Source organism: Streptomyces sp. NPDC017520 (assembly GCF_044329855.1).
GTDB lineage: Bacteria > Actinomycetota > Actinomycetes > Streptomycetales > Streptomycetaceae > Streptomyces.
Genome location: NZ_JBIRKB010000001.1, coordinates 890,081 through 914,470 on the forward strand (window position 1 = coordinate 890,081; position 24,390 = coordinate 914,470).

Genomic DNA, 24,390 nt, shown 5'->3' on the forward strand with positions numbered 1-24,390 from the left:
CGGTCACAGTGCAGCGCTGGCGTGGCTTGGAGGACATCCCCCAGGACTGGGGGCGCAGCGTCGTCACCATCGGCTCCTACGACGGCGTGCACCGCGGACACCAGCTGATCATCGGCCGGGCCGTCGAGCGCGCCCGTGAGCTGGGCGTCCCGTCCGTCGTCGTCACCTTCGACCCGCACCCCAGTGAGGTCGTCCGTCCCGGCAGCCACCCGCCGCTGCTCGCCCCGCACCACCGTCGCGCCGAGCTGATGGCCGAGCTGGGCGTGGACGCCCTGCTGATCCTGCCGTTCACCGCCGAGTTCTCCAAGCTGTCGCCCGCCGACTTCATCGCGAAGGTCCTCGTCGACCGGCTGCACGCCAAGGCCGTCATCGAGGGCCCCAACTTCCGCTTCGGCCACAAGGCCGCGGGGAACGTCGCGCTCCTGACCGAGCTGGGCGCCACCTACGACTACACCGTCGAGGTCATCGACCTGTACGTCACGGGCGAGGCGGGCGGCGGACAGCCGTTCTCGTCCACGCTCACCCGGCGGCTGGTCGCCGAGGGCGACGTCGCCGGGGCCGCCGAGATCCTCGGCCGCCCGCACCGGGTCGAGGGCATCGTGGTGCGCGGCGCGCAGCGCGGCCGGGAGCTGGGCTTCCCGACGGCCAACGTCGAGACGCTCCCGCACACGGCGATCCCCGCCGACGGCGTCTACGCCGGCTGGCTGGAGGTGGACGGGGAGTCGATGCCCGCCGCGATCTCGGTCGGCACGAACCCGCAGTTCGACGGCACGGAGCGGACCGTCGAGGCGTACGCCATCGGCCGCGTCGACCTGGACCTGTACGGGCTGCACGTGGCCGTCGACTTCCTCGCCTACGTCCGGGGCATGCTGAAGTTCGACTCGATCGACGACCTCCTGGTCGCCATGGCCGCCGATGTGAAGCGCGCCGGCGAGCTGACCGCCGCGTACGACAGCACTCACTGACGTTGGGGCCTGTCGTCCCGTCCCCGTCTGCCGGACGACGACGGCACCCACTGACGACAGGCCCCACCCCCACCGCGCGATCCGCCCGCGGACGACGGATGCTGACAGGGTGCGCGACATCCTTCCCGACCTCCGTGCCCGGTGCGTCGACGGCATCCCCTTCGCCCTGGCGACCGTCGTCGCCGTGCACGGCAGCGCGCCCCGCGGCCCCGGCGCCGTCATGGCCGTCGACGCCGCGGGGACGGTGCTCGGCAGCGTCTCCGGGGGCTGTGTCGAGGGCGATGTGTACGAGGTCGCCCGCGAGGTCCTCGCCGGGGCCGGGACGCGCGTGGTGTCGTACGGGATCAGCGACGACGAGGCGTTCGGTGTCGGCCTGACCTGCGGCGGCACGATCGAGGTCCTGGTGCGCGCCTACGCGACCGCCGCCGAACGCGAGGATCTCGCGGCCGTGCTGGACCTGATCGCCGACGATCTGCCGGTGGCCGAGGCCACGGTCCTGTCCGGCGCGGCGGAGACCGGGGCCCGCCTGGTCGTCCGGCCCGCCGACACCCCTGGCAGCGCCGGCACTCTCGGTTCCGAAGGGCTGGACGCCGCCGTCGCCGACGACGCCCGGGGGCTGCTGGCCCAGGGACGCACCGCGATCCAGTGGTACGGGGCACACGGCCGGCGCCGGACGCGGGAGGTCGCCGTCTTCGTCCGGACGTACGCCCCGCCGCCCCGCATGCTCGTCTTCGGCGCGATCGACCACGCGGCGGCCACCGCCCGCATCGGCTCGTTCCTCGGCTACCGGGTCACCGTCTGCGACGCGCGCCCCGCCTTCGCCACCCGGGAACGCTTCCCCACGGCGGACGAGGTCGTCCGCGCCTGGCCGCACACCTACCTGGAGTCCACGGAGGTCGACGCCCGCACCGCGATCTGCGTGCTCACCCACGACCCCAGGTTCGACGTGCCCCTGCTCGTCGCCGCCCTGCGCACGCCCGCCGCGTACATCGGGGTGATGGGCAGCCGCCGCACCCACCACGACCGGCTGGCCCGCCTGCGCGCGGCCGGGGTGGACGAGACACACCTCGCGCGCCTCGCCTCACCCGTGGGCCTCGACCTCGGAGCCCGTACGCCGGAGGAGACGGCGGTCTCGATCGCCGCCGAGATCATCCAGCACCGCTGGGGCGGAACGGGCCGCCCGCTCGGTGAACTGACGGGGGCGATCCACCACGGCGGACCGGACGCCCGGGAGTAGTCAGGGCACCGACGCATCGTCTCGCTCGGTGCCCTTCTCCGCCTGCGGTGGCAGGACGCCCTCGCCCTCGCCCTCGCACGGACGGTCCATCGCGCGCCATTCCGGCCGCAGCCCCGTCAGATTCGTGGTGAGGAAGTACGCGGCCCCGCAGACGAGGAGCACCGGAGTCAGTCCGACCGCGGACACCGCCGCCCCGGCGAGCAGCCCACCGAGCGGGATTCCGGACCAGGACAGTGAGTCACCGAGCGCGTTGACCCGGCCCAGCATCCGGCGCGGCACCCGTTCGACGAGGACGGCTCCCAGCACGGGGTTGATGAACCCGGCGCCGAACCCGCTGACGGCGAAGACGGCCAGCACCGCGCCCAAGGGGGCGTCGGCGGCAAGGACCAGGAACCTCGGCGCCCCGGCCAGCAGGAATCCGCCGAGGACCACCAGCCTGCGGCGGAGACGGTGCGCGGCCATCGCGGCGATGAGACTCCCGCCCACCGCGGCGGCCCCCATCACACTGCCGATCAGGCCGATCGCCGCCGGGCCGTTTCCGGATTCCTCCGCCCAGACGGGCACCAGCAGGGTGGTCATCGCCGCGTCCAGCAGGTTGGTGATCCCGACCATGACGATCACGGCGAGCAGCAGAGGCTCGTGCCGGAGGAAGGTGAAACCCTCGCCGAACCGACGCCAGTAGCCAGCCTCCTGTCCGTCGGCCGGTGCTGAGGGGTCCACGACCGGATGCCCCATACCGCGAGGCAGCGCGACGGCGACGATCACCGAACCGAGGGCGAAGCAACCCGCGTTGACGGCCAGGCCCGTCATGGGGCCGAGCAGTGCCACCAGGGCGCCGCCCGCCGCCGGACCGATCGTGGAGGCGAGCCGTTCGATCACGCCGGACAGGCCGACGGCTCGCACCAGGGGCGTACCGCAGCGCTCGGCGGCCTCCGGGACCATGACTTCCTTGGCCAGGTCGCCCGGGCCGCGTGCCGCGCCGATCACCGCGACCAGGCCCAGCAGGGCGGGGAAGGGCAGCAGGTCCAGGCTGTGGAGCAGCGCGATCGCCGCGGCGGCGGCCGCGCTCGCCAGGTCCGTGGTCCAGGAGACGGCCCGCGGCCCGATCCGATCCACCAGCGGGCCGGTGAACGCCTTGACCATCACGTAGGGCGCCATCTCGCAGAAGGCGACCAGCCCGGTCATGGTGGCGCTGCCCGTGGTGACGAGCACGAACCAGGGCAGGGCCACCAGCGAGATCCGCGTGCCGGTCACGGACACGGCGATGGCCGCCAGCACCCCGGCAAGCGGCCGTAAGGACCGCTTCGCGGGTGCTCCGCCGACGCCGCCGGGAGCGTCCGCGGTCACCGCGTCTCCGTGCCCGGCGCGGGGGCGTCCGGCTCGGGCAGGATGTGGGTGATGACCCCGACCCGCTCGGCGCCCTCGGGGGCGCTTGCCGCCGTCTCCGGGGTGTCCCGCCGGTAGCGCGTGATGACCCCCGCCAACTCTTCGTACAGGGCGGTGGTTTCCTCGGGCGTGAGCCGTAGGGCCCAGTCGCTCATGTCGAAGGCGTTCCGCCAGGCGCGGTCCATGGTCTGCAGCCCGTTCAGGGTCTGCTGGGTGCGCAGGGTGTGGAGTGCGGCGACAGACTGCTGGTAGGCGAGTGCGGCCTCGGGCTCCTGCTCGGTCAGCTCCGGATCGTTGAACCAGATCGTCCGGTGCACCGGACGCCACCAGCGCTCGCGTGCGTTGCCGCGCTCCGTGTCCTCCTCGACGAAGCCGGCCGCGCCGAGCTGACGCAGATGGTAGCTGGCCGTCCCGGAGTTCACCCCCAGCCGCTCCGCGAGGCGGGTGGCTGTGGACGGGCCGTGCTTCCCCAGCAGCCCGACCAGCTGCACGCGTACCGGATGCGCCAGAGCACGCAGCCCCTTGGCATCCAGGACGACCGATCCCTCTCCGGCGGCCGGCCGGTCCGGTGTGTCATCTGTTGTCATACGGCACAGCCTAGACCGCAAAGAGTTCTTCGCAAATATTTGTTCGCGAAGAACTCTTTGCGGTCTGGTCCCGGGGCTTTCCGGTCCATCGATGAGTTCCGGGCTGTGCGGGGGTCATTGCCGCAGGACCGCCGACAGGCAGCGTTCGCACCCGAAGGAGACACCGTGGGCAAGCCCGTCCACTCCATGATCACCTCGCTCGACGGCTACGCGGAGGCGGGGGACGGAGGCCTCGGCACCGGGGCCGAGGATCCGGAGGTGCACACCTTCGCCGGTGGACTGATCTGCGCCCGCTACCGGATCGGCTGAACAGCACCTGCCTCAGGCGGGCGCCCCGGCGGGCCCGCCCCGGTCCTCCCCGCCGCACGCCGCAGCCCAGTGGCACGCCACCTGCGTGCCTCCGCCGCCGCTCAGCACCGGCAGATCCACCGTGCGGCACTCCTGGGCCACCCCCGCCCGCTCCGCCTCGCCCGAGGCCAGGACCTGGCAGCGGACGTGGAACCGGCAGCCGCCGGGCACCTTCGAGGGGTCCGGCGGCTCCCCGGCCAGCACGACCGGTTCGCCCTCCGCCTCCGGGAGCACGGACAACAGGGCCCGCGTGTACGGGTGCCGGGGGGCCGTCAGCAGCTGCTCGACCGGGCCCGTCTCGACGATCCGGCCCAGATACATCACCGCCACCCGGTCCGCGATGTTCCAGGCGAGCCCCAGGTCGTGGGTGACCACCAGCGCCGAGAGCCCCAGCTCGTCCCGCAGGCGCAGCAACAGCGCCAGGATCTCGCCCCGTACCGACGCGTCCAGCGAGGCCACCGGCTCGTCGGCCACGATCAGCTCCGGCTCCAGCACCAGGGCCCCGGCGATCACGACGCGTTGGCGCTGACCGCCCGACAGCTCGTGCGGGAAGCGCAGGAAGAACCGCTCCGGCGGTCGCAGCCCGGCCCGGGAGAGGGCTTCCGAGACGGCCGCCCGCTCGTCGCCCGCGTACCCGTGGATGCGCAGTCCCTCGGCCACCGCGTCGTACACCGTGTGCCGGGGGTTGAGCGAGCCGCTCGGGTCCTGGAGGACCAGCTGCACGCGCTTGCGGTACGCCTTCAGCGCCCGGCCCGTGTAGTCGAGCGGTGCGCCGCCGAAGGTGACCCGGCCCGAGGTGGGCGGGACCAGGCCGAGCAGGGACCGGGCCAGCGTCGTCTTGCCGCAGCCGGACTCGCCCACCAGCGCGACGATCTCGCCGGGCCGGATGTCGAGGTCGACGCCGTCGACGGCGCGGGCGGTGGCGGCCCCGCGCCGGCCGGGAAAGGCGACCTTCAGCGTCTCGGCGCTGAGCAGGGGAGCGGTGGAGACGGGGGGCTTGGCACCGGTCGCAGGGGTGGTGCTCATGTCGTGCTCCTCGCGTCGTCGGCGGCGGGCGCGTCCACCAGGACGCAGGCGGCCCGGCGCTCGGCCCCGGCCTCCCGCAGCTCCTGGTCCTCGGTGGCGCAGGAGTCGAGCGCCACCGGGCACCGCGGATGGAAGGTGCAGCCGCCGGGCAGCGCCGAGGGGTCCGGCGGGTCCCCCGGCAGACCGCGCGGGGCGTGCCGGGAGGAGAGGTCCCCGATCCTGGGGAACGCGGCGGAGAGCGCCTTGCCGTAAGGGTGGCGGGCGTCCGTGTACACCTGCCGGGCGGGGCCCTCCTCGACGACCCGGCCCGCGTACATCACCGAGAGCCGGTCACAGGTGTCGGCGAGCACCGCGAGGTCGTGGCTGATCATGATCAGCCCGACGCCCTGGTCCGCGACGAGCGCCTCGATCAGCCGCAGGATCTGCGCCTGGATCATCATGTCGAGGGCGGTGGTCGGCTCGTCCGCGACGATCAGCCGAGGATCGCAGGCCAGCGCCATGGCGATCATCACGCGCTGCCGCTGCCCGCCCGACAGCTCGTGCGGATAGGCCTGGGCCCGGGCGGCGGGCAGCCCCACCTGCTCCAGCAGCTCACCGGCCCGTTCGCGGGCGGCGGCGGGGGTGGCCCTGCTGTGCAGCAGGATCGGTTCGGCGATCTGGTCCCCGACCCGGTGCACGGCGTTCAGCGAGTGCATCGCGCCCTGGAAGACGATCGACGCGCCCGCCCAGCGGACCGCCCGCAGCCGCCCCCACTTCATGGTCAGGACGTCCTCGCCGTCGAGCAGGATCTCGCCGGTGAGCGTGGCCGTCGCGGGCAGCAGCCGCAGCAGCGCGAGGGCCAGCGTCGACTTGCCGCAGCCGGACTCCCCGGCGATGCCGAGCTTCTGCCCGGCCTCGACCCGTAGATCGACCCCCCGTACGGCGGGGACGGCGTCGGCCCCGCCCCCGTAGGTGACCGTCAGGTTCCGCACCTCCAGGAGCGGCGGATCGCCGACCGGTTCCGTCGGGCCGGGGGTGTCGGCCGGGTCCGGGTTCGGCGTGGTGGTCGTGGTCGTGGCGGTCAACGGGACACCCCCAGCTTGGGGTTGAGCACGGACTCGATGGCGCGGCCGCACAGCGTGAAGGCGAGGGCGACCACGGCGATGGCGAGTCCGGGCGGAGCGAGGTACCACCAGTTGCCGGAGCTGACCGCGCCGGCCTCGCGGGCGTCCTGGAGCAGGCCGCCCCAGGAGACGATCGTGGGATCGCTGAGCCCGAGGAAGGCGAGGGTCGCCTCGGTGAGGATGGCGGTGGAGATCACGAGCGTGGTCTGGGCCAGCACGAGCGGCATCACATTGGGCAGGACGTGACGGGACATGATGTGGCGGTGTCCGCCGCCGAGCGCCCGGGAGCGTTCGATGTACGGGCGGGACTCGACGGACAGCGTCTGGGCGCGGACCAGGCGTGCGGTCGTCGGCCAGGTCGTCACGCCGATCGCCAGGATCGTCGTCCACACCGACCGGGACAGGACCGTGGCCAGGGCGATGGCCAGCACCAGGGTCGGCATCACCAGGAACCAGTCGGTGACCCGCATGATGACGGTGGCGTACCAGCCCTTGAAGTGGCCCGCGGTGATCCCGATGAGGGTGCCGATCGCCACGGACAGGAAGGCGGCGAGCAGCCCGACCGTCAGCGAGACCCGGGTGCCCCAGAGCATCAGGGCCAGCAGGCTGCGGCCGAACTGGTCGGTACCGAGCGGGAACTCACCGCTAGGGGCCTCCATCGGGCCGCCGGGGGCGTTGGTCACGCTCTGCGAGTCGGCTCCCACCAGCAGCGGGGCGGTCAGCGCGAGCAGGGCGATCACCGCCAGCACGGCGAGCCCGACGAGACCGGCGCGGTGCGTGCGGTACTGCCGCCAGAAGCGGAGCACCGCCTGCCGCCGCCGGGCCCGGGTGAGGGCGCGCGGGCTCTGCGCCGGGACCGCCTTCTCCGGCTGCCCCGAGGGCTTCCGGGCGTCCGGGTCCAGCGGCCCGGGCTTCTCCATCGACGTCGTCATCGGCCCACCCGGGGATCGAGCAGCGGATAGATCACATCGGCCAGCGTGTTCATCAGGATCACCGCGGCGGCGAACACGAAGAACAGCGCCTGCACCAACGGCAGGTCGGGCACGCTCAGCGCCTGGTAGAAGAGGCCGCCGAGCCCCGGCCAGGAGAACACCGTCTCCACCAGGATCGCCCCGGCGACCGTCGTGCCGAGGTTCACGAAGAGCAGCGTCACGGTCGGCAGCATCGCGTTCGGCACGGCGTGCTTGCGGCGTACGAGGTCGTCGCGCAGCCCCTTGGCGCGGGCGGTCGTCAGATAGTCGCTGCCCATCTCGTCCAGCAGCGAGGAGCGCATCACCAGCAGCGTGCGCGCGTACTCCACGGCGACCAGCGTGACGACGGGCAGCACCATGTGGTGGGCGATGTCCAGCACCCGGTCGAAGCCCTCGGTGTCGCCGGACTCCATACCGCCGGTCGGGAAGAGCCCGGGGATCGGGCCGACGCCCACCGACAGGGTGATGATGAGGAGGAGGCCGAGCCAGAACGAGGGCACCGAGTACAGCGTCAGCGCGAACGCGGTGTTGGCGCGGTCCCCGGCACTGCCGTTGCGCCACGCGGAGCGGGCGCCCAGCCAGATGCCGAGCAGCGTGTAGATCACGAAGGCGGTGCCGGTCAGCAGCAGGGTGGCGGGCAGCGCCTCGGCGATCTTGTCGACGACCGGGGCGCGGAACTGGTACGACGTACCGAAGTCGCCGGTCAGCGCCTTGCCGCAGTACTGGGTGAACTGCTGCCACAGCGGCAGGTCGAGGCCGAACTCGCGGCGCATCGCCGCGATCTGCTCGGTCGACACCTGACGGCCCCCGGTCATCTGCTTGACCGGGTCGCCGGGGATCAGCCGGAAGAGGAAGAAGCTGGTGACGAGGACGGCGAAGAGGGAGACGGCCGCCCCGGCGAGCTTGCCCGCCGCGTAGCGGGCGTAGGCGGCGGTGGAGCGGGAGCGCGGGGAGCGGGCCGGCGGCCCGGCCGGAGCCGGGCCGCCGGATTCGGTGCTCTCCACGCCCGCCGCGCCCTTCAGCAGGGCGGGAGTGCTTTCTGAGCTCATGGACTATTCACGGTCTTCCGCGGTGGAGCGGCGACGCATGGCGAACAGGAGTCCGCCACCGGCGAGGACGACGACGGCGATCCCGACCCCGATGAGCACCCCGGTGGAGGAGCCACCGGAGTCGGAGGAACCGGACGAGGAGGCCCCGGCGGCCGGGACCGCCGACCACCAGCTCCAGTAGCCGTCCTGGCCGTAGATGTTGCCCGCGGCCGACGGCATGGTGGTGATGGACTCGATGTGGTCGGTGCGGTAGGCCTCGACGGCATTCGGGTACGCCATGACGTTCATGTACCCGGTGTCGTACAGCCGCGACTCCAGTTGCTTGACCAGATCCGCCCGCTTGGCGGGGTCGTACTCGGCCAGTTGCTTCTTGTACAGCTCGTCGTACTGCTTGTCGCAGATGAAGTTGTCGGTCGAGGCCGTCTCCTTCGCCTTCGTCGGCAGCGCGTCGCAGGTGTGGATCGACAGGACGAAGTCGGGGTCGGGGTTGACGGACCAGCCGTCGAAGGCGAGGTCGTACTCACCGGCGTACCAGGGGTCGGAAACGTTGTCGAGGCAGTCGACCTTCAGCCCGATGCCCTGCTCGCCCCACCACTCCTGGAGGTACTTGCCGATCGCCTTGTCGTTGGGGTCGGTGGCGTGGCACAGGATGCGGAAGTCGAGCGGCCTGCCGTCCTTGCCGACGCGCTTGCCCGCGCCGTTCTTCTTGTACCCGGCCTCGTCCAGCAGGGCCGCGGCCTTCGCCGGGTCGTAGGCCAGCTTCTGGTCGGCCGACGGCTTCCAGAAGTAGTCGCCGAAGCGCGGGGGGATGTAGCCCTCGCCCTCGACGGCGTGGCCCTGGAAGACCTTGTCGATGATGGTCTTGCGGTCGACCGCCATGAACAACGCGTGCCGCACCTTCTGGTCCAGCAGCGCCGGGTGCCCGTCGCCGAACTTCTGGCCGTCCTTGGTGCGGGCGCCCGGGTTGACGGCGAGCGCGAAGAAGCGGCGGCCCGGGGCGTCGTTCACCTTGATGTCCGGGGCGCTCTCCAGCGAGGCGGACTGGGCGGGGGTCAGGCTGGGGCTGCCCGCGACGAAGGACACCTCGCCCTTGCGCAGGGCGGCCACGGCCGCGTCCTGGTCCTTGTAGTAGCGGAAGACCAGTTCGTCGAACTTGGGGGATCCGCGCCAGAAGTCCTTGTTGGCCTTCAGCTTCACATAGCTGTCGACCTTGTAGTCCGTCAGGATGAACGGACCGTTCCCCACGATGGGGAAGTCCTTGTCGTTGTTGAACTTCGAGAAGTCACCGACCTTCTCCCAGACGTGCTTCGGGACGATCGGCACATCGAGCGCGGCCATCGTGGCCTGCGGCTCCTTCAACGTGATGACCAGCTTGTCCTTGCTGGGCGCGGTCACCTTCTCGAAGTTGCCGACGAAACTGCCGTTGGAGGTCGCGGCGCCCTCGTCGGTCATCATCGTGTTGAACGTCCAGGCGGCGTCCTCGGCCGTGGCCTGCCGTCCGTCGGACCACTTCGAGTCCGAGCGGATCGTGTACGTCCACGTCAGCTTGTCCGCGGAGGGCTCCCACGCGGTGGCGAGGCCCGGGATCGCCTTGTTGTCCTTGGGGTCGTAGTTGGTGAGGTAGTCGTACATCAGCCGGTGGACGCTCGTGCTGAGCAGCCGCTGCGCCAGGAACGGGCTGAGTGAGTCGACGCTCTGCGCGACGGCGACCGTGAGCGTCGTCCTCCCGTCGTCCGCGCGCGCCTCGGTGGGGGCGGGTGCGAGCAGGTTTCCGGGTACGACGGATCCGGCGGTGAGTGCCAGGGCGGCCACGCCGGAGGCCAGCAGGAGGCGCAGGCGTCGGCGTGGCCGGGTGGAGTGGTGGGGAACTCTAGTGACCATGGACGGGGACCTCGCGTCATCACTCGCTGAAGAAGGCGGGTAGATCTCTGGTTCGCCAGTTGGTGAAGCGAAGGTTTATCAGCGGTGGTCGAGGCTCGTCAACGGTCAGTCAAACAGCGTGTGGGCTGCGGGAATAGCGGAAGGACCCGCACCGCGCGAGCGGTACGGGCCCTTCCCTGGCTCCCATTGGTCTAAACCACTTCGGCCCTACTGCCGAGGCGCCGCCGGGGGCTGCGGAGGCGACTGCTGCCAGTCGGCGGGAGGCACCGGACCCGGCAACTCGGGCTGGCCTGCCGGGTTGCCGTGCTCACCCTGCTGCTCCGGCTGCGCCTGCTGCGGCGCACCGGCGCCGGGCGCACCCGGCCCGGCCTGCGGGGGAGGCGCCTGGAGCCACCCGTTCTGCGGTCCCGCCGGCGCCCCCTGCGGGGCATAGGGGCCACCCGGCTGACCGGCCGCCTGATATCCCCCGTACGGCGGCTGTCCACCGTAGGGCTGCTGCTGGGCGTACGGCTGCTGGTGCCCCGGCTGAGCCTGTCCGGCCTGCTGTCCCTGCTGTTCCGACTGGGGGTGCCCGGGGTGCTGCTGCTGCGGCTGCGGCTGCGGGTAGGGCTGGCCGGGGCCGGGCTGCTGCGGTGCGTACGGCTGCTGTCCGGGGACCTGCTGGCCAGGGAGCTGGTGACCGGGGACCTGCTGTCCGGGGACCTGCTGGCCAGGGAGCTGCTGGCCAGGGAGCTGGTGACCGGGAACGTGCTGACCGGCAGCGCCCGGCTGTCCCTGCATCGGCTGTCCCGGTGCCGGGTAGCCCTGCTGGCCGGGCATCGGCGGGGCGAACTGCGGCGGCGGGTTCTGGCCGTCCCCCGTCCACAGCCCCTGCTGCTGCTGGGCCCGCGCGAAGTCCTCGGCCACCAGCGCCGAGAGGTGGAAGTACGCCTCACGGGTCTTGGGCCGCATCATGTCGAGGTCGACCTCGGCGCCCGCCGCGAGGTGCTCGTCGAACGGTACGACGACGACTCCGCGGCAGCGCGTCTCGAAGTGCTGGACGATGTCGTCCACCTTGATCATCTTGCCGGTCTCGCGGACGCCGGAGATGACGGTCAGCGAACGCTGCACCAGATCGGCGTAGCCGTGGGCCGAGAGCCAGTCCAGCGTCGTCGACGCGCTGGACGCGCCGTCGACCGAGGGCGTCGAGATGATGATCAGCTGGTCGGCGAGGTCGAGCACCCCGCGCATCGCGCTGTAGAGCAGCCCGGTGCCCGAGTCGGTGAGGATGATCGGGTACTGCTTGCCGAGCACCTCGATCGCGCGCCGGTAGTCCTCGTCGTTGAAGGTCGTGGAGACCGCCGGGTCCACGTCGTTGGCGATGATCTCCAGACCGGAGGGCGCCTGCGAGGTGAACCGCCGGATGTCCATGTACGAGTTGAGGTACGGGATCGCCTGGACCAGGTCGCGGATGGTGGCGCCGGTCTCGCGGCGGACCCGTCGGCCCAGCGTGCCGGCGTCCGGGTTGGCGTCGATGGCGAGGATCTTGTCCTGCCGCTCGGTGGCCAGCGTCGAACCCAGCGCCGTCGTCGTGGTGGTCTTGCCGACACCGCCCTTGAGGCTGATGACGGCGATCCGGTAGCAGGACAGCACCGGGGTGCGGATCAGTTCCAGCTTGCGCAGCCGCTCGGCCTCCTCCTTCTTGCCGCCCAGCTTGAACCGGGAGGCGGCGGAGGGGTTACGGCTGCTCTTGGCCTTCTGCTTGCCCCGCACCAGCCGGTCGGAGGAGAGCTCGACGGCCGCCGTGTACCCGAGCGGGGCGCCGGGCACCGACCGCTCGCGCTGGTCGTGTGCGACCGGGGTGGGCCAGGCTCCGCCCGCACGCGGGTCGACAGGCGGTTGTTGCTGCTGAGGCGGCTGGGGCTGGGCGGCCCGGTGCTGCTGTCCGTACGCCTCCGGCTGCTGCGGGGCGGGGAGGTTGGGGGCGCCCTGGGCCGGGAAGGGTGCGTGCGGCTGCGGCTGCGGCGCGTTGGGCGCTTGACCCGGCTGACCCGGCTGACCCGGGTGGCCGGGCTGACCCTGGTGACCCGGCTGACCCGGCTGACCCGGGTGGCCGGGCTGTGGGAAGCCGTAGCCGCCCTGCGGCGGGAAGCCGTACCCGCCCGCGCCCTGGGGGGCCTGCGGGTGCGCCTGAGGCGGCAGCGGTGCTCCGGGGCCGTGCTGACCGTGCTGACCGGGGAACGGCTGTTGCTGGTGCGGCTGCTGGGGTGCCTGAGGTGCTTGCGGCGGCTGTCCTGTCTGCGGGAAGCCGTAGCCGCCGGGCGCCTCGTTCGCCGGGGCGGAACCGGGCCACTGCGCCGCGGGCTGTGGCGCGGAGGGCGCCGGAGCGGCCGGCTGAAAGGCGGGCGGCAGCGGCGGCAGCGCGCCACCCTGGGCGGGTGGCGACCACGGCACCGGTGCGGCGGCGGCCTGCGGGGCGTCGGCGACGGGAGGCGGAACGTCCCGGGGCGCGGCGTCCTGGGGAACCGCGTAATGCGCGCCCGCGCCGGCGTTCGTCACGGCGTCGGGGGCGGGTACGCCATCGGGACCCGGGGTCTCGTCGGCGCTCGCTCCGGCCGTGCCGCCGTCCTCGGAATCCGTGGAGCCCGCGTCCGTACGGGGGGCGGCCTCGGAGTCCGTGTCGGCGAGCGAGGGAGGGGCGGAGGCGGCCGACTCGGAGGACGTGGAGGATGTGCTGGACGGGGAAACGTCCTCGGGGTCCGAACCGGAGGGGAGAGCGTCGGGCTTTCCGCCGTCCGTCGCCGATCCGGCACCGGACAGGCCGTCCGCGGCAGCAGCGGAACCCGTCCCTTCGGCGGATCCGGCCACGGCTTCCGCCTCGCGCTCCGCGATCTCCCGCTTGAGCGCGGCGGGCGAGAACCGCATCGTCGAGCCGCTCTCCACATCGCCGCCGCCGAACGGACCGGCATCGCCGCCGGCAGCCGCAGGAGCAGTGGTCGGAGCAGCAGCCGGAGCGTCCTGCGCCTGCGTGTGCGGAGCGGGAGCGTCCGGAGCCCGGGTGTGCGGAGCCTGCGGGTGCGGAGCGGGAGCGTACGGCGTCTCCGGCACGGCGGGGGAGACCGGAGCCTCCGGAGCCGCGGGGACGGCCGGCTCGGCGGGCGCCGGAGGGGCGGGCGCCCAGTTGGGGTCGAAGCCGCCAGGCGTCGCCGACAGGTCGGGCGAGGACAGGGGCGCCCCGACCGGCGGGGGAGGCGGCGCCAGGTGTGAGCCCGCTCCTCCCGACGAGTCCCCCGCCGCGTTCTGCGTGTACCAGGCGGGAGGGGTGTAGTCGATGGTGAACTCACCCGTCATCTCGGCGGGATCCGCGTCGGACGACTCGTCGACGGGCATGTCCCATCCGCCGCGGATCTCGTCCCGATCGCCGTTCACTTTGCCTCCTGGTGTGGTCGAGCACCCTTGTGCCGTGGTGGGTGGGGGCGACCGTTCCCGATGTGCCGGTACGCCCGGCTCTCCCCCTTGCGACGCGCATCACCTGCTCGCAGGTTTCTTCTGCCGCGCCCCACCCACCCTAATCGCCAACCGGTGAACTCAGGCAGGGCGTGGGGCACGGCAAACCCCGCCCCACGGGCCAGGCGCCACACCCCGGTGAACGACGTGCGAAGGAAAGGGGGCGACGAGACGGTCAATCCGTGCCGTACACGGACAGGACGGAACGGGAAAGCGCACTCCGGCGGCCGCCCTTCGCGGCGCTCCGCGCCTCTGCGCCTCCGCGAGACCGGCCCCGCGTGATGCCGGCCCCGCGTGATGCCGGCCCCGCGTGGCGGACCTGTGCGAGAGGACCTGTACGAGAGGAGCTGTACCAGGGGGGCCTAGGTGAGGTCGAACTCACCGTCGCGAGCACCCAGGACGAACGCCGTCCACTCCGCCTCCGTGTACCGCAGGACGGTGTCCGGGTCCAGCGAGGAGCGCATGGCGACGGCGCCGCCGGGCAGATGCGCGATCTCGACCCGCTCCTCCGCCTCCTCGGTGCCGGGCGCGCTGAGCCACGTCACATCCGAGATGTCGAGAGCGTAGAGCTCGTCCTTTTCCTGCTGGGTGCCCATGACGGCGTCCCTTCGATCGAACGGATTCGGTGCGGGGTCCATGTTCCCCGGAGGGAGAGGTGTTCGTGGGCAGAACGGTGCAGGAATCAGTCCATCCGGCGAGCTGAGCCCAGCAGTCCGGTCTCGGCGTCCGTCGCGTTCGTCATCACCCAATGGTGTTCGCGCCCCGCCACCCAGAGGGTGACACCGTCCGCCAGGGTGGGCAGCGCCTCGTACTCGGCGCGCGCCAGCCCCAGGATCCGGCCGATCTGCTCGGCCTCGCCGGGCGAGACCCGCTGGATGCCCACCAGCGCTGACGACCGCATCAACCGCGGTGCGACAGGGCTCAGATAAGGCAGCAGCGTCAGCACGGACTGCCACGGCGAGGACACCACCCGGCCGCGCGGCGGTCGCATGCCGCAGTCCCGCACGACGACCACGGGGCTGCCCACGGTCGCTCCCGTCGGCGGAACACGGCCCACGTCGTACAGGGAGACACACTCCAGCCCGGCGCCCGCCGCCTGGGCGAGTGTGGTCCAGGCCTGGACGCGACCGGTCTCGACCGCCACCCGGGCACCGGTGCCCGCCGCCCGCAGCGCCAGGACCTGTGCCGTCCACAGCCCGCCGATCAGCGTGACGTCGTACGGCACCGGGCGGTGGAAGCCGATCAGTTGCGGCTTGTTGTTCGCGTCGTTGCCGATGATCACGCCGTCGTCGCCGACCGGCAGGGACAACGCCCCCAAGTGGTCCGCGGCCACGGTGTGACCCGCATGACGGGGGCCGCGCAGCCCGCGCCGGGGCTCGGTCCGGTTGCTCACTGTGCGCCTCCCAGCGGGAGCGTGGCCAGGACGCCCGGCAACTGCTCGCGGTCCAGTCGTGCCAGCCCCACCTTGGCGTGCCGGGCTGCCTGCTCCAACGTCCTTCTCACACCAATCAGTTCGGTGTCCGAACCGCCGGTGACCCGCACATGCCCGGCCACGCTCGTCGAGCCCTGGCGCACCCCGCGGCGCACCGTCAGGCTGAACGTCGTCGCGTAGGCCGGCACCGAGGTCAGCAGCGCGACCAACTGCGGAAGCGGCGTCGCGCCCCGGCCCAACTCGGGCCAGCGGTCCACCGCGTACGTGGTGTGCCAGCGGTCGTCGCACCGCCAGACCCGGGACGTCTCCATGGTGCGCCGCTGCAGAGCGGTGTCCGGCCGGCCCGCCCGCCCCGACAGGATGGGATTGGCGCACGCGGAGGTCGCCACGGCGGAGTTCAACTCGTCCTGGTCGAGCACAACGGCCTGGAAACCGGCGCCCGTCACCCGGCTCGCCACATGGTCCGCGACCCGCACCAGGCAGCGCTGCGCCCCCTCCAGCCCGCCGCCGCGCGCCTCGATGGCCTCACGGCACAGCTCGGGATCCAGCTTCACCGCCACCCACGTCATCCGCAGCGCGGGCGCGCCGGTCTGGTCCTGCAACGGCGCGTAACTGAGCCTGGCCACCGACTGCTGCGGCAGATGAGGGGCCGGCGCGCACCGCACCTGCTGCACCAACTGCGCCGACTCCAGCACGATGTCGTCGACCTCAAGGGCGTCGCCCAGCAGCGACAGCGGGAGCGACCGGGCGCCGAACGCCGGCCTCAGCGACTCGCCGCTCGCCTCCACCCGCACCACGGCCGTCAGGAACGTGCCGTCGCCGAGCATGCCGACCGTCCGGTGAGCCCGGTCCACATACACCTGCGGGCCGAAGCCGGGCACGTTCTCGGCGACCGGCGCCAGCATCGGCTCCGCGTCCGAGGGCGGCGTGGCCGCGGACCGGCGCCGGGCACGGAGCCCGAGGGCGCTCGACACCCAGTCCTGGAGCGCGCGGCCCCGCCGGCGTACCACCGCGAGAGCGACCAGCAGACAGAGCGCCACCAGCGACGGGATCAGCCAGGCGCCACCGAGCACCGCGCCCACGGCGGCGATCACGAGGCCCACCTCGACGATCACCAGCTGCCGCAGCACGGGACGCACCCGGTCGGTCCGCGAGATCGAACGCAGCGTCGTCGCGGCAGGGGCGTTGGGACCGGGGGTGCCGGAGGGCTGGACGGGAGGCGTCGCGGGCGACTCGTTGCTACGTTGCCTCCGGGAAGTCCCGGAGGCTCGACGGCCGGCCCGCCCGGTACGCTCGCGCGTAGCTGCACCCATCGCCGCGTTGCCCCCTCGTGTCCGTATTCACCGCTTTTTACACGGGTGTTGATCGGGTCGTCACCCTACCTGAGCACAGGGAGCGGAACCCCGGCAGGCATAGTAGGGGCGCGGTACGGCAGCGGGGGCCGACGGTGCGTGTGGGACCCTGTTCGATCACTGGGGAGAAGGGTCAGCGGACACATGGCATCACGGCGGGATGAGCTCAACGCCTATACCTTTGCGAAGCGGAGGTTGATCGCACAATTCCTGCAACCCAACCCCACCGGTTCCGAGGAAGGCGCCCCCAAACCGCTGCGTGCGGTACTTCCCGGGGCCATCGTCGCCGTCGTGGTTCTCGCCGTCTTCGGCGCCTGGGGCATGTTCAAGCCGGTGGCCCCCCAGAAGTGGGACGTCGCCAAGGAACACGTCATCATCGCCAGCGAATCCACCACCCGGTACGTGGTGCTGAAGACCGACGGCAAGAAGCAGTTGCACCCCGTCCTCAACATGGCCTCCGCCAAGCTCCTGCTCGCCCCGGACAAGGGCACCGTCGTCAACGTCAACGAGTCGGTCCTGGACAGCGGCAAGATTCCGCACGGTGCGACACTCGGCATCCCGTACGCCCCCGACCGGCTGCCCGACGCCAAGGAAGCGGGGGCGGCCAAGCGCTGGGCGGTCTGCGAACGGCCCGGCGAGGGAGGCAGGGCCATCCAGAAGGCGACCTTCATCTTCGCCGAGCGCGAGGAGAAGAAGACTGGGGGCAAGAACGCCCTGCGGGGCGGTCAGCTGATGTACGTCGAGGGGCCGGGACCGGATCGGACCCGCTACATCGTGGACGCCGCAGGCAAGGCCTACCCCGTCCAGAAGGACGAACTACTCCTGCGCACCCTGGTCGATCAGGGCTCCGAACCCCAGCGGGTCTCGGCGGCATGGCTGGCCACGCTCCACATCGGGGCCCCGATCACCTTCCCGACCGTGGACGGCACCCCTGGGGCCCCCGCGGGTGCCCCCGGCACGCTCGACGACCGGACGAACCGGGTCGGCATGGTCCTGACCGCCCCAGCGGGAACCGGGACCCAGAGTTACGTCGTCCTGCCGGGCAGGGTCGCGCCCGTATCGGACTTCACCGCCAAGCTCCTGCTCAGCAGCCGGCAACTGGTGGACCTCAAGCAGGCGGGCAACGCCGAGCCGGTCAGCGCCGGCGAATTCGAACCGGGCGCCCCCTTCAACCAGAAGAGGGACTGGCCGGTCAGCAAGCCCGAGCCCGTCAACTCCCCTGAAGTCAGGAAGGGCAGCCGGAACACCGTGTGCAACGTACTGCGCGGCGTCGACGCGGACAGCGGCGCCACCACGCTGAGCACCTGGGTGGGTACGAGCTTCCCCGCGACGCTCCCCACCGGCTCCAGCAGCGCCTACGTCACGCCGGGATCGGGCGAGTTCTTCCGCCAGTTCAAGGGCTCCTCGACCAGCGCCGGCTTCCTGTTCCTGGTCACCGACACCGGCCTGCGCTACGCGATGCAGTCCAACAGCGACAGCGGCCAGGGCGATTCCGGCATCGGCCGATCCGGTTCGAAGAAGGAGCGGGAGTCCCAGCAGGAGGAGGCCCAGCAGGCGCAGAACCGGCTGGGCTACAAGGGCGTCGACCCCAACCCCGTACCGGCGGTCTGGTCCGCCCTCCTGCCGACCGGCCCCCGGCTCTCCACCGGCGCGGCCAGCCAGCCGCAGGGTTCGTGAGCGGGGCACGGACATGGCGATCCACGACCACGACCACCACGGCCCGGTCCGCCGCCTGCTCATCACCACGGCGGCGGCGGCCGTCCTCGTCGTCACCCTGCCTGCGCTCCCGGCGGCCGCGGACGACTCGACCCAGTGCACGTTCCCCTCGAAGAACTACCCGGGCCGGCCCTGGGCGCTGCAGCGCGTCCTGTTGGACGAGGTGTGGAAGCAGTCCACCGGCAAGGGCGTACGCGTAGCGGTCATCGACACCGGAGTCGACGTCAGGAACAAACAGCTCAAGCCCGCCGTGGACACGGAGGCGGGCCGCAACTTCCTGCCGAAGAACCTCAAGAACGACGACGGAACGAAGATCGAACGCGGCAAGGAGAACGGCACCACGGACACCGTGGGCCACGGCACCAAGGTCGCCGGCATCATCGCCGCGCGCGAGATGAAGGGCACGGGCTTCAGCGGCCTGGCCCCCGACGCGACGATCATCCCGATCCAGCAGAACGACGCCGAGGGCCACGGCACGACCGACAGCCTCGCCCGAGCGATCCGGTACGCCGTCAACGACGCGGACGCGGACGTCATCAACATCTCCCAGGACACCGCCGACGCCGTGAAGCCGTCCGCGGAACTGCGGCAGGCCGTGGACAACGCCCTCGCCCGGGACGTCGTGGTCGTCGCCTCGGCCGGCAACGACGGGCTCGGCGGCAACGTCAAGGAGACCTACCCGGCGTCCTTCAAGGGCGTCCTCGCCGTCGCCTCCTCGGACCGGAACAACGAAAGGGCGGCCTTCTCCCAGTCCGGCGACTTCGTCGGCATCGCCGCCCCCGGAGTGGACATGGTCTCCACGGTCCCCGGAGGCGGACACTGCGCCGACAACGGAACCAGCTTCTCCGCCCCGTACGTCGCGGGAGTCGCCGCCCTGATCAAGGCGAAGCACCCCGACTGGACGCAGGAGCAGATCGTCGCGCAGATGCAGCAGACGGCGGAACGCTCGGTCGCGGGCCACGACATCCTGGTCGGCTGGGGCGTGGTCGACCCGGTTCGCGCCCTCACGGAGGACGACAAGCCCATCGACCGCCCGGTCGCGAGCGAAGGGATGAGCAAGGGCAAAGCCCCCACCCCCGCCGAACTCCACCTGGGCGAAACGGCCGACGAGCGGAACGCGCGCCTGGCGACGTACGTCATGGTCGGCGGCGGCGTCCTGGTGGCGGCCATCGCGGGTACGGCGGTGGCGGTACGGGACAAGCGGAGACGCGCGGGGCGCCTGGCGGGCGAGGCATATCGACGGGAACGGTGAAGAACAGTGAAGAGTCGGCCATGAGACAAGTCACGTGACTCTCAAGTCGATTGGCGCTGTCGTACGCAGTGACTAGAGTTGTCGGGATGAGATCGGATCGGACCGTGTCAGTGCGATAGCAACGCGGGACGATCCGAGCAAACGGGGATGCGGAACGGGGAGGACGGCATTGTGACCGATCCAGGTGGCGGTGGCGGTACGGGTGACCTCAGGCGCGGAGTGGGTGCGCTGGAGAAGTTCAAGAGTCGTGTAGACGCCCTGCTGGCGGACTTCGAGGGCTCGGCGGCCAGCAAGACGAAGGTCGCCGACCAGAAGGTCTCGCGGGCCTCACTGAGCGGCCCGAACGCACGCTTCGCCGAGGCGGACGGCCTCTACACCCAGTACCACCGGGTCCACTCCTCCCTCGTCTCGCTCTCCAAGTCCCTCGGCGACCAGATTGAGTACCTGAGCCTGGGCGTGCACGCGGCGGCAGTCGGCTTCGACAACGTCGAGGACGACATCAGGCGGCGGTTCTACGAGATCCAGAGCCGGATGGACGAGGAACGCGAGAAGCACGCGAAGTCCGAGCAGGCGAAGCCTGAACAGACCAACAACGACCAGCAGTCGGACTCCGGGTGGGCAGCGGAATGAGCGACGAGAAGCAGCCGAACCTGACTCCGGCCGAGCAGCACAAGCAGGACGAGGGACGGGTCCAGACCCAGATCGTCGTCACGGACATGACCGAGACGGCCGGCCGGGTCATGGAATCCTTCGGCTTCGGCAACCCTCGCACCGGGGGCCGTACCTCTTTCGAGGGACACGAGCTCAACGCCCTCATCGACCTGGTGGAGAACTCCAACCCGGAACACCTGGAGAGCGCCGGCGAGGCCCTCTGGAAGGCCAGGGACGCCATCCGGCGCGCGGCGAAGGAGCTGAAGGACCACCTCAAGGGGGTTGACTGGCAGGGCGAGTCCGGCACGGCCTTCCGAGCCTTCGGCACGGGCCTGGTCGCCCACGCCGAGAAGCTGGGCGACTTCGCGGACGCGGCCGGCACCCAGATCACGGTCGCGGGTACCGGCCTGGCGTCGGTGAAGAGCGCCATGCCGCCGCGCGACAGCCGGCTGATCCGGAAGATGCCGGACGACATCGAGTCCCCGGCCCGGATCGAGGCCAACCCGGAGTACGAGGCCGCCGTCAAGGTGGAGAAGAACCGCCAGGAGGCGATCAACCAGGTCAACCGGCTGGCGTCGTACTACTCGGTCTCCGAGGAGGTGCTGGCGGGGCAGGAGCCGCCGCGGTTCGGGAAGAACCTTGATATCGAAATGCCGAGGCCGTACAAGGACCCCATCGAAGGGCCCTCGTCCCGGCCTCCCAGCGTTGGCTCCGAGGCTCTCGGTAGAAGTGCAGGTTCAGACTCTTCAGGCCGCTCCGTAGCGGGGGGCTCTGCTTCAGTAGCCGCGGCCAACTGGTCACAGGCTGAGGCCCTCGGCTCAGTGCCCTTGGCAGACAGGGGAACGGCTACGGAAATCAACAGCGTCGCGCCTCCCAAGGCGCCACCGACGGTCGCCAGCCCGCCACCGCTACCGTCTCCCACGCCGGCGACGGGCCCGTCCGTGATGCCGCCGACGGCAGTGCCGCCCCCCCTCATGACCACCAGGCAGGGAAACCCGTCGCGTATGGCAAGGCCTTTGACGCAACGGACGGTGAACCAGACCGGCCTGGGTGTGGGCAAGGCTCAGCCCACAGGGGGCGGTCCCGTAGCCAAGGGACCTGGCGGGCCCCCGGTCGGTCGCCCCACTGCCATGGGGGGTGGTGGGGGATCGTCCACCGGCCGTCCGCCGGTCGGCCCGCAGTCGCCGATTACCGGCCGTTCCACTGCGACGGGCGGACGACCGGCTACCGGCCAGGGCGGTGCGTCCACAGTCGGCGCACCTGGCGCGGGAGGCAGGAATGGCATTGTCGGTGGAACCCCTCAGAACGCGCCTCAGGGCAGAGCCGCTGCCGGAGCTTCCGGCCAGCGAGGAGTGATCGGAGGGCGCGGAGCAGCAGCTGCCACTTCCCGCCCTGGCGGCCGACCCGGTCAGGCTTCGGGCGCGAACGGAGTCGTGGGCGCTCCCCGTAAGGCTGCCGCCGCTGGCTCGAACGCCAAGGGCTTCACATCTGGCGGAGCAGGCCTCGTACGTGGTCCTGCCGGTCGGCAGAATTCCGGCCGGGAGGACGATGACAACGGTTCGACCCGTCCCGACTACCTGACGGAAGACGAAGAGACGTGGAATGCCGGACGGCGCGGATCCGTGCCGCCGGTCGTCGAGTAGAAGCCCCAGGGAAGGTTCGGAAGCCGGGATGACAGCAGGAATGAGCCGAGCTCAGAGGCGCGTGCGTGTGCTCGGCGCGCTGGCTGTGGCCGCTTCGTGGAGTGTGGTGTTCGTCGGTGCGGCGCAACCTGCCGCCGCCGACACACAGTCGAAGCAGTGGTACCTCAGCGCGATGCAGGCTGAGGACATGTGGAAGGTCACGACCGGGGAAGGCGTCAAAGTCGCTGTTATCGACACGGGTGTGAACCCGTCCACGCCATCGCTGCAGGGACAAGTACTCAAGGGCGTCGACGTAACCGGAGCACCGGGCGACGAAACCGACGACTACCACGGTCATGGCACAACGATGGCCGAGCTGATCGCCGGGACAGGCGAGGGAGGCGGCTTGAAGGGTCTTGCCCCGGGAGCCAAGATCATCCCTGTACGCATGAGCGATGGCGACTTCATGAAGAAGAACTCCACCATCTTCAGTGATACTGCGAAAGCTATTCGAGCCGCGGCCGAAACTGATGCGCAGATCATCAGTATGTCTTTCGGCAGTGACCGCTACCTGGATTCGAATCGTGAAGCGGTCAAATATGCCGAAAGTAAAGGAAAATTGTTCCTTGCCTCCGTCGGAAACGAGGGGAATAAGTCGAACACGCGAGTATATCCGGCCTCGTACCCCGAGGTAGTGGGTGTGGCCTCGGCGGATCGCAAGGGGAAGGTCTCCTACTATTCGCAGCACTCGGGTTCTGTAGACGTTGCTTCCCCGGGAAGCGACGTTCCCGGGTGGTGCGACAACTCCTTCAAGAGCTACTGCGACGGCGACGGCGGCACCAGCGCCGCCACCGCCATCGCCTCCGCCTCCGCCGCCCTCGTCTGGTCCCTCCACCCTGACTGGACCGCCAACCAGGTGCTCAACGTCCTCTTCGACACGGCCAGTCGTGACTGGAAGAAGGGCGAGACCAGCAACTACCTCGGTCACGGCCTGATCCGCCCTTCGATGAACGTCCTCAAGGGCAAGGGCGACCCCGGCGACCCGGACATCAGCCCGCTCACCAAGGAGAGGACGACCGGCCCCGCCGACGCGTCCAAGAAGCCCGCCGACTCCGCCTCGCCGCAGCCCGCCAAGAACGGCGCGGAGGGCGACAAGCCCGTAGCGGCGGAAGAGACCAAGTCCTCGGGGGACGAAAGCCAGTTGGGCCTGATCCTCGGAGTGGCCGCAGCTGTGGTCGTGCTCGGGGGAGTGGCCTACGCCGTGGTCCGCAGGCGTAGGGCCGCTTGACCGCACGTTCCGCATGTACCGGCCGGCGATCCATGCCGGCCTTGCAGAACCAACCGAAAGGGAAAGAGAACCATGGCAGATCAGAAGGTCTCAGATGCCGCGCTCCTGAAACTGGAGGGTGACCTCAGCATCAAGTTCGACTCGGTGAAGGGGCAGCTCCGGCAGCTCCAGGCGACGATCGACAACCTCGAAGGCAAGTGGAAGGGCATCGGCGCCAACCACTTCAACCAGAAGCAGACCGAGATCAACAACCGCATGGTCAGCCTGGCCAAGCAGCTCGTCCGCTTCCAGGAGTCCATCAAGGCCGCCCGCACCATCTCGGGCGACAACGAGGACGAGATCCGCCAGGCCCTCGCGGGTGTGGACGTCGTCGACGGCCACAACACCAGCGCCAAGGAACAGTCGTCCAGCCTGAACAGCTTCTGACCCTTATCCCGTAACTCGAAAGCAGCGGAGGACCGCATGGCAAACAACGACGGTACGACGGTCGTCACTTACGCGAGCCTGGATCTCGCGGCCGGTGAGATCCGGAAGCAGGCCAAGCAGCTCGACATGGACCTCAAGGAGATCCAGTCCATGATCGCCAAGGTGTCGGAAGTGTGGGAGGGCGAGGCGAAGCGCGCCTACACCGCCGCCCAGGACAGGTGGAGGACGGACGCCGACGCCATCCGCGGCAACCTCGATGACATCGCCAGGAAGGTCAGCGAGGCGTCGCCCATCTACCGCAGCGGTGACAAGCGGGCGGCAGCGAACTTCTAACGGAGTTCGACCCAGCACCAAAAGCACCAAAAGCACCACAAGCACAGCGCAGAACTGCGCAGCACAGCACATCAGGGTGGACACGCGCGGGAGGTGTCCACCCTGAGCTGTGTCCGGAGGGCCGGCCGGCCCAAGCGCGTCGGAGCGGGGGGCGGGGGGGGGGGCCCCCCCCCCCCCGGGGGGCCCCCCCCCCCCCCCCCCCCCCCCCGCGGGGGCCCCCGCCCCCCCCCCCCCCCCCCCCGGCCCCCCCCCCGGCCCCCCCCCCCCCGGGGGGCCCGG

Annotated in this window: 21 protein-coding genes; 10 read left to right on the forward strand and 11 right to left on the reverse strand. The window is 71.1% G+C overall.

Features of this window, described 5'->3' with window-relative positions; translation table 11 throughout:
* Nucleotides 1–8 precede the first annotated feature (8 nt).
* Nucleotides 9–965, forward strand: coding sequence for a bifunctional riboflavin kinase/FAD synthetase (locus ACH4KB_RS03950; RefSeq protein WP_398063258.1), 957 nt, complete (start codon nucleotides 9–11; stop codon nucleotides 963–965).
* A 109-nt stretch (nucleotides 966–1,074) separates the two neighbouring features.
* Nucleotides 1,075–2,202 carry an XdhC family protein gene (locus ACH4KB_RS03955; protein ID WP_398063259.1) on the forward strand — a complete coding sequence of 376 codons (1,128 nt, stop codon included), beginning with the start codon at nucleotides 1,075–1,077 and terminating at the stop codon, nucleotides 2,200–2,202.
* Here the strand turns inward: ACH4KB_RS03955 and ACH4KB_RS03960 are convergent, their stop codons facing one another.
* Nucleotides 2,203–3,549, reverse strand: a complete 1,347-nt coding sequence (locus tag ACH4KB_RS03960) for an MFS transporter (protein WP_398063260.1) — start codon at nucleotides 3,547–3,549, stop codon at nucleotides 2,203–2,205.
* On the reverse strand, nucleotides 3,546–4,175 hold the full coding sequence (locus tag ACH4KB_RS03965; RefSeq protein WP_398063262.1) for an ArsR/SmtB family transcription factor: 630 nt from the start codon (nucleotides 4,173–4,175) through the stop codon (nucleotides 3,546–3,548). Before ACH4KB_RS03965 ends, ACH4KB_RS03960 begins: the two co-directional genes overlap by 4 nt.
* A gap of 165 nt (nucleotides 4,176–4,340) precedes the next feature.
* On the opposite strand from ACH4KB_RS03965, the gene ACH4KB_RS03970 reads away from it, so the two are divergent.
* On the forward strand, nucleotides 4,341–4,484 hold the full coding sequence (locus ACH4KB_RS03970; protein ID WP_398063264.1) for a hypothetical protein: 144 nt from the start codon (nucleotides 4,341–4,343) through the stop codon (nucleotides 4,482–4,484).
* A 12-nt stretch (nucleotides 4,485–4,496) separates the two neighbouring features.
* On the opposite strand, the gene ACH4KB_RS03975 is transcribed toward ACH4KB_RS03970, so the two are convergent.
* The 9 genes from ACH4KB_RS03975 to eccE form a co-directional block, all read right to left on the reverse strand.
* Nucleotides 4,497–5,549 carry an oligopeptide/dipeptide ABC transporter ATP-binding protein gene (locus tag ACH4KB_RS03975; RefSeq protein WP_398063266.1) on the reverse strand — a complete coding sequence of 351 codons (1,053 nt, stop codon included), beginning with the start codon at nucleotides 5,547–5,549 and terminating at the stop codon, nucleotides 4,497–4,499.
* Nucleotides 5,546–6,613, reverse strand: coding sequence for an ABC transporter ATP-binding protein (locus ACH4KB_RS03980; RefSeq protein WP_398063268.1), 1,068 nt, complete (start codon nucleotides 6,611–6,613; stop codon nucleotides 5,546–5,548). The genes ACH4KB_RS03975 and ACH4KB_RS03980 overlap by 4 nt, the downstream gene beginning before the upstream one ends.
* The gene (locus ACH4KB_RS03985) at nucleotides 6,610–7,584 is read right to left on the reverse strand and encodes an ABC transporter permease (protein ID WP_398063270.1); all 975 of its coding nucleotides are present in this window, start codon (nucleotides 7,582–7,584) and stop codon (nucleotides 6,610–6,612) included. The genes ACH4KB_RS03980 and ACH4KB_RS03985 overlap by 4 nt, the downstream gene beginning before the upstream one ends.
* Nucleotides 7,581–8,672, reverse strand: a complete 1,092-nt coding sequence (locus tag ACH4KB_RS03990; RefSeq protein WP_398063272.1) for an ABC transporter permease — start codon at nucleotides 8,670–8,672, stop codon at nucleotides 7,581–7,583. Before ACH4KB_RS03990 ends, ACH4KB_RS03985 begins: the two co-directional genes overlap by 4 nt.
* 3 nt (nucleotides 8,673–8,675) lie before the next feature.
* A complete protein-coding gene (locus ACH4KB_RS03995) occupies nucleotides 8,676–10,553 on the reverse strand; it encodes an ABC transporter substrate-binding protein (RefSeq protein ID WP_398063274.1) in 1,878 nt (625 codons plus the stop codon).
* 207 nt (nucleotides 10,554–10,760) lie between these two features.
* Nucleotides 10,761–13,961, reverse strand: coding sequence for an SCO5717 family growth-regulating ATPase (locus ACH4KB_RS04000; RefSeq protein WP_398063276.1), 3,201 nt, complete (start codon nucleotides 13,959–13,961; stop codon nucleotides 10,761–10,763).
* Between the two features lie 440 nt (nucleotides 13,962–14,401).
* Nucleotides 14,402–14,635, reverse strand: a complete 234-nt coding sequence (locus tag ACH4KB_RS04005) for a DUF397 domain-containing protein (protein WP_003965867.1) — start codon at nucleotides 14,633–14,635, stop codon at nucleotides 14,402–14,404.
* 86 nt (nucleotides 14,636–14,721) lie between these two features.
* Nucleotides 14,722–15,432 (reverse strand): hypothetical protein, encoded by a 711-nt coding sequence (locus ACH4KB_RS04010; RefSeq protein ID WP_398063278.1) that lies wholly within the window; start codon nucleotides 15,430–15,432, stop codon nucleotides 14,722–14,724.
* The gene (gene eccE, locus ACH4KB_RS04015) at nucleotides 15,429–16,784 is read right to left on the reverse strand and encodes a type VII secretion protein EccE (RefSeq protein WP_398063280.1); all 1,356 of its coding nucleotides are present in this window, start codon (nucleotides 16,782–16,784) and stop codon (nucleotides 15,429–15,431) included. The genes ACH4KB_RS04010 and eccE overlap by 4 nt, the downstream gene beginning before the upstream one ends.
* 183 nt (nucleotides 16,785–16,967) lie before the next feature.
* Between eccE and eccB the strand changes: the two genes are divergently transcribed.
* The 7 genes from eccB (at nucleotide 16,968) to ACH4KB_RS04050 (ending at nucleotide 24,111) form a co-directional block, all read left to right on the forward strand.
* Complete coding sequence (gene eccB / locus ACH4KB_RS04020) at nucleotides 16,968–18,500, forward strand: type VII secretion protein EccB (protein WP_398063282.1); 1,533 nt, start codon at nucleotides 16,968–16,970, stop codon at nucleotides 18,498–18,500.
* A 13-nt stretch (nucleotides 18,501–18,513) separates the two neighbouring features.
* A complete protein-coding gene (mycP, locus tag ACH4KB_RS04025) occupies nucleotides 18,514–19,791 on the forward strand; it encodes a type VII secretion-associated serine protease mycosin (protein WP_398063284.1) in 1,278 nt (425 codons plus the stop codon).
* 147 nt (nucleotides 19,792–19,938) lie between these two features.
* Nucleotides 19,939–20,421 carry a hypothetical protein gene (locus tag ACH4KB_RS04030; protein ID WP_398063286.1) on the forward strand — a complete coding sequence of 161 codons (483 nt, stop codon included), beginning with the start codon at nucleotides 19,939–19,941 and terminating at the stop codon, nucleotides 20,419–20,421.
* Entirely contained in the window at nucleotides 20,418–22,085 is a 1,668-nt protein-coding gene (locus ACH4KB_RS04035; RefSeq protein ID WP_398063288.1) for a hypothetical protein, read from the forward strand. Before ACH4KB_RS04030 ends, ACH4KB_RS04035 begins: the two co-directional genes overlap by 4 nt.
* A 28-nt stretch (nucleotides 22,086–22,113) precedes the next feature.
* Complete coding sequence (locus tag ACH4KB_RS04040) at nucleotides 22,114–23,352, forward strand: S8 family serine peptidase (protein WP_398063290.1); 1,239 nt, start codon at nucleotides 22,114–22,116, stop codon at nucleotides 23,350–23,352.
* A 72-nt stretch (nucleotides 23,353–23,424) separates the two neighbouring features.
* Nucleotides 23,425–23,778, forward strand: a complete 354-nt coding sequence (locus ACH4KB_RS04045; protein ID WP_265598987.1) for a WXG100 family type VII secretion target — start codon at nucleotides 23,425–23,427, stop codon at nucleotides 23,776–23,778.
* A 36-nt stretch (nucleotides 23,779–23,814) separates the two neighbouring features.
* Entirely contained in the window at nucleotides 23,815–24,111 is a 297-nt protein-coding gene (locus ACH4KB_RS04050; RefSeq protein WP_398063293.1) for a WXG100 family type VII secretion target, read from the forward strand.
* Nucleotides 24,112–24,390: the final 279 nt, after the last annotated feature.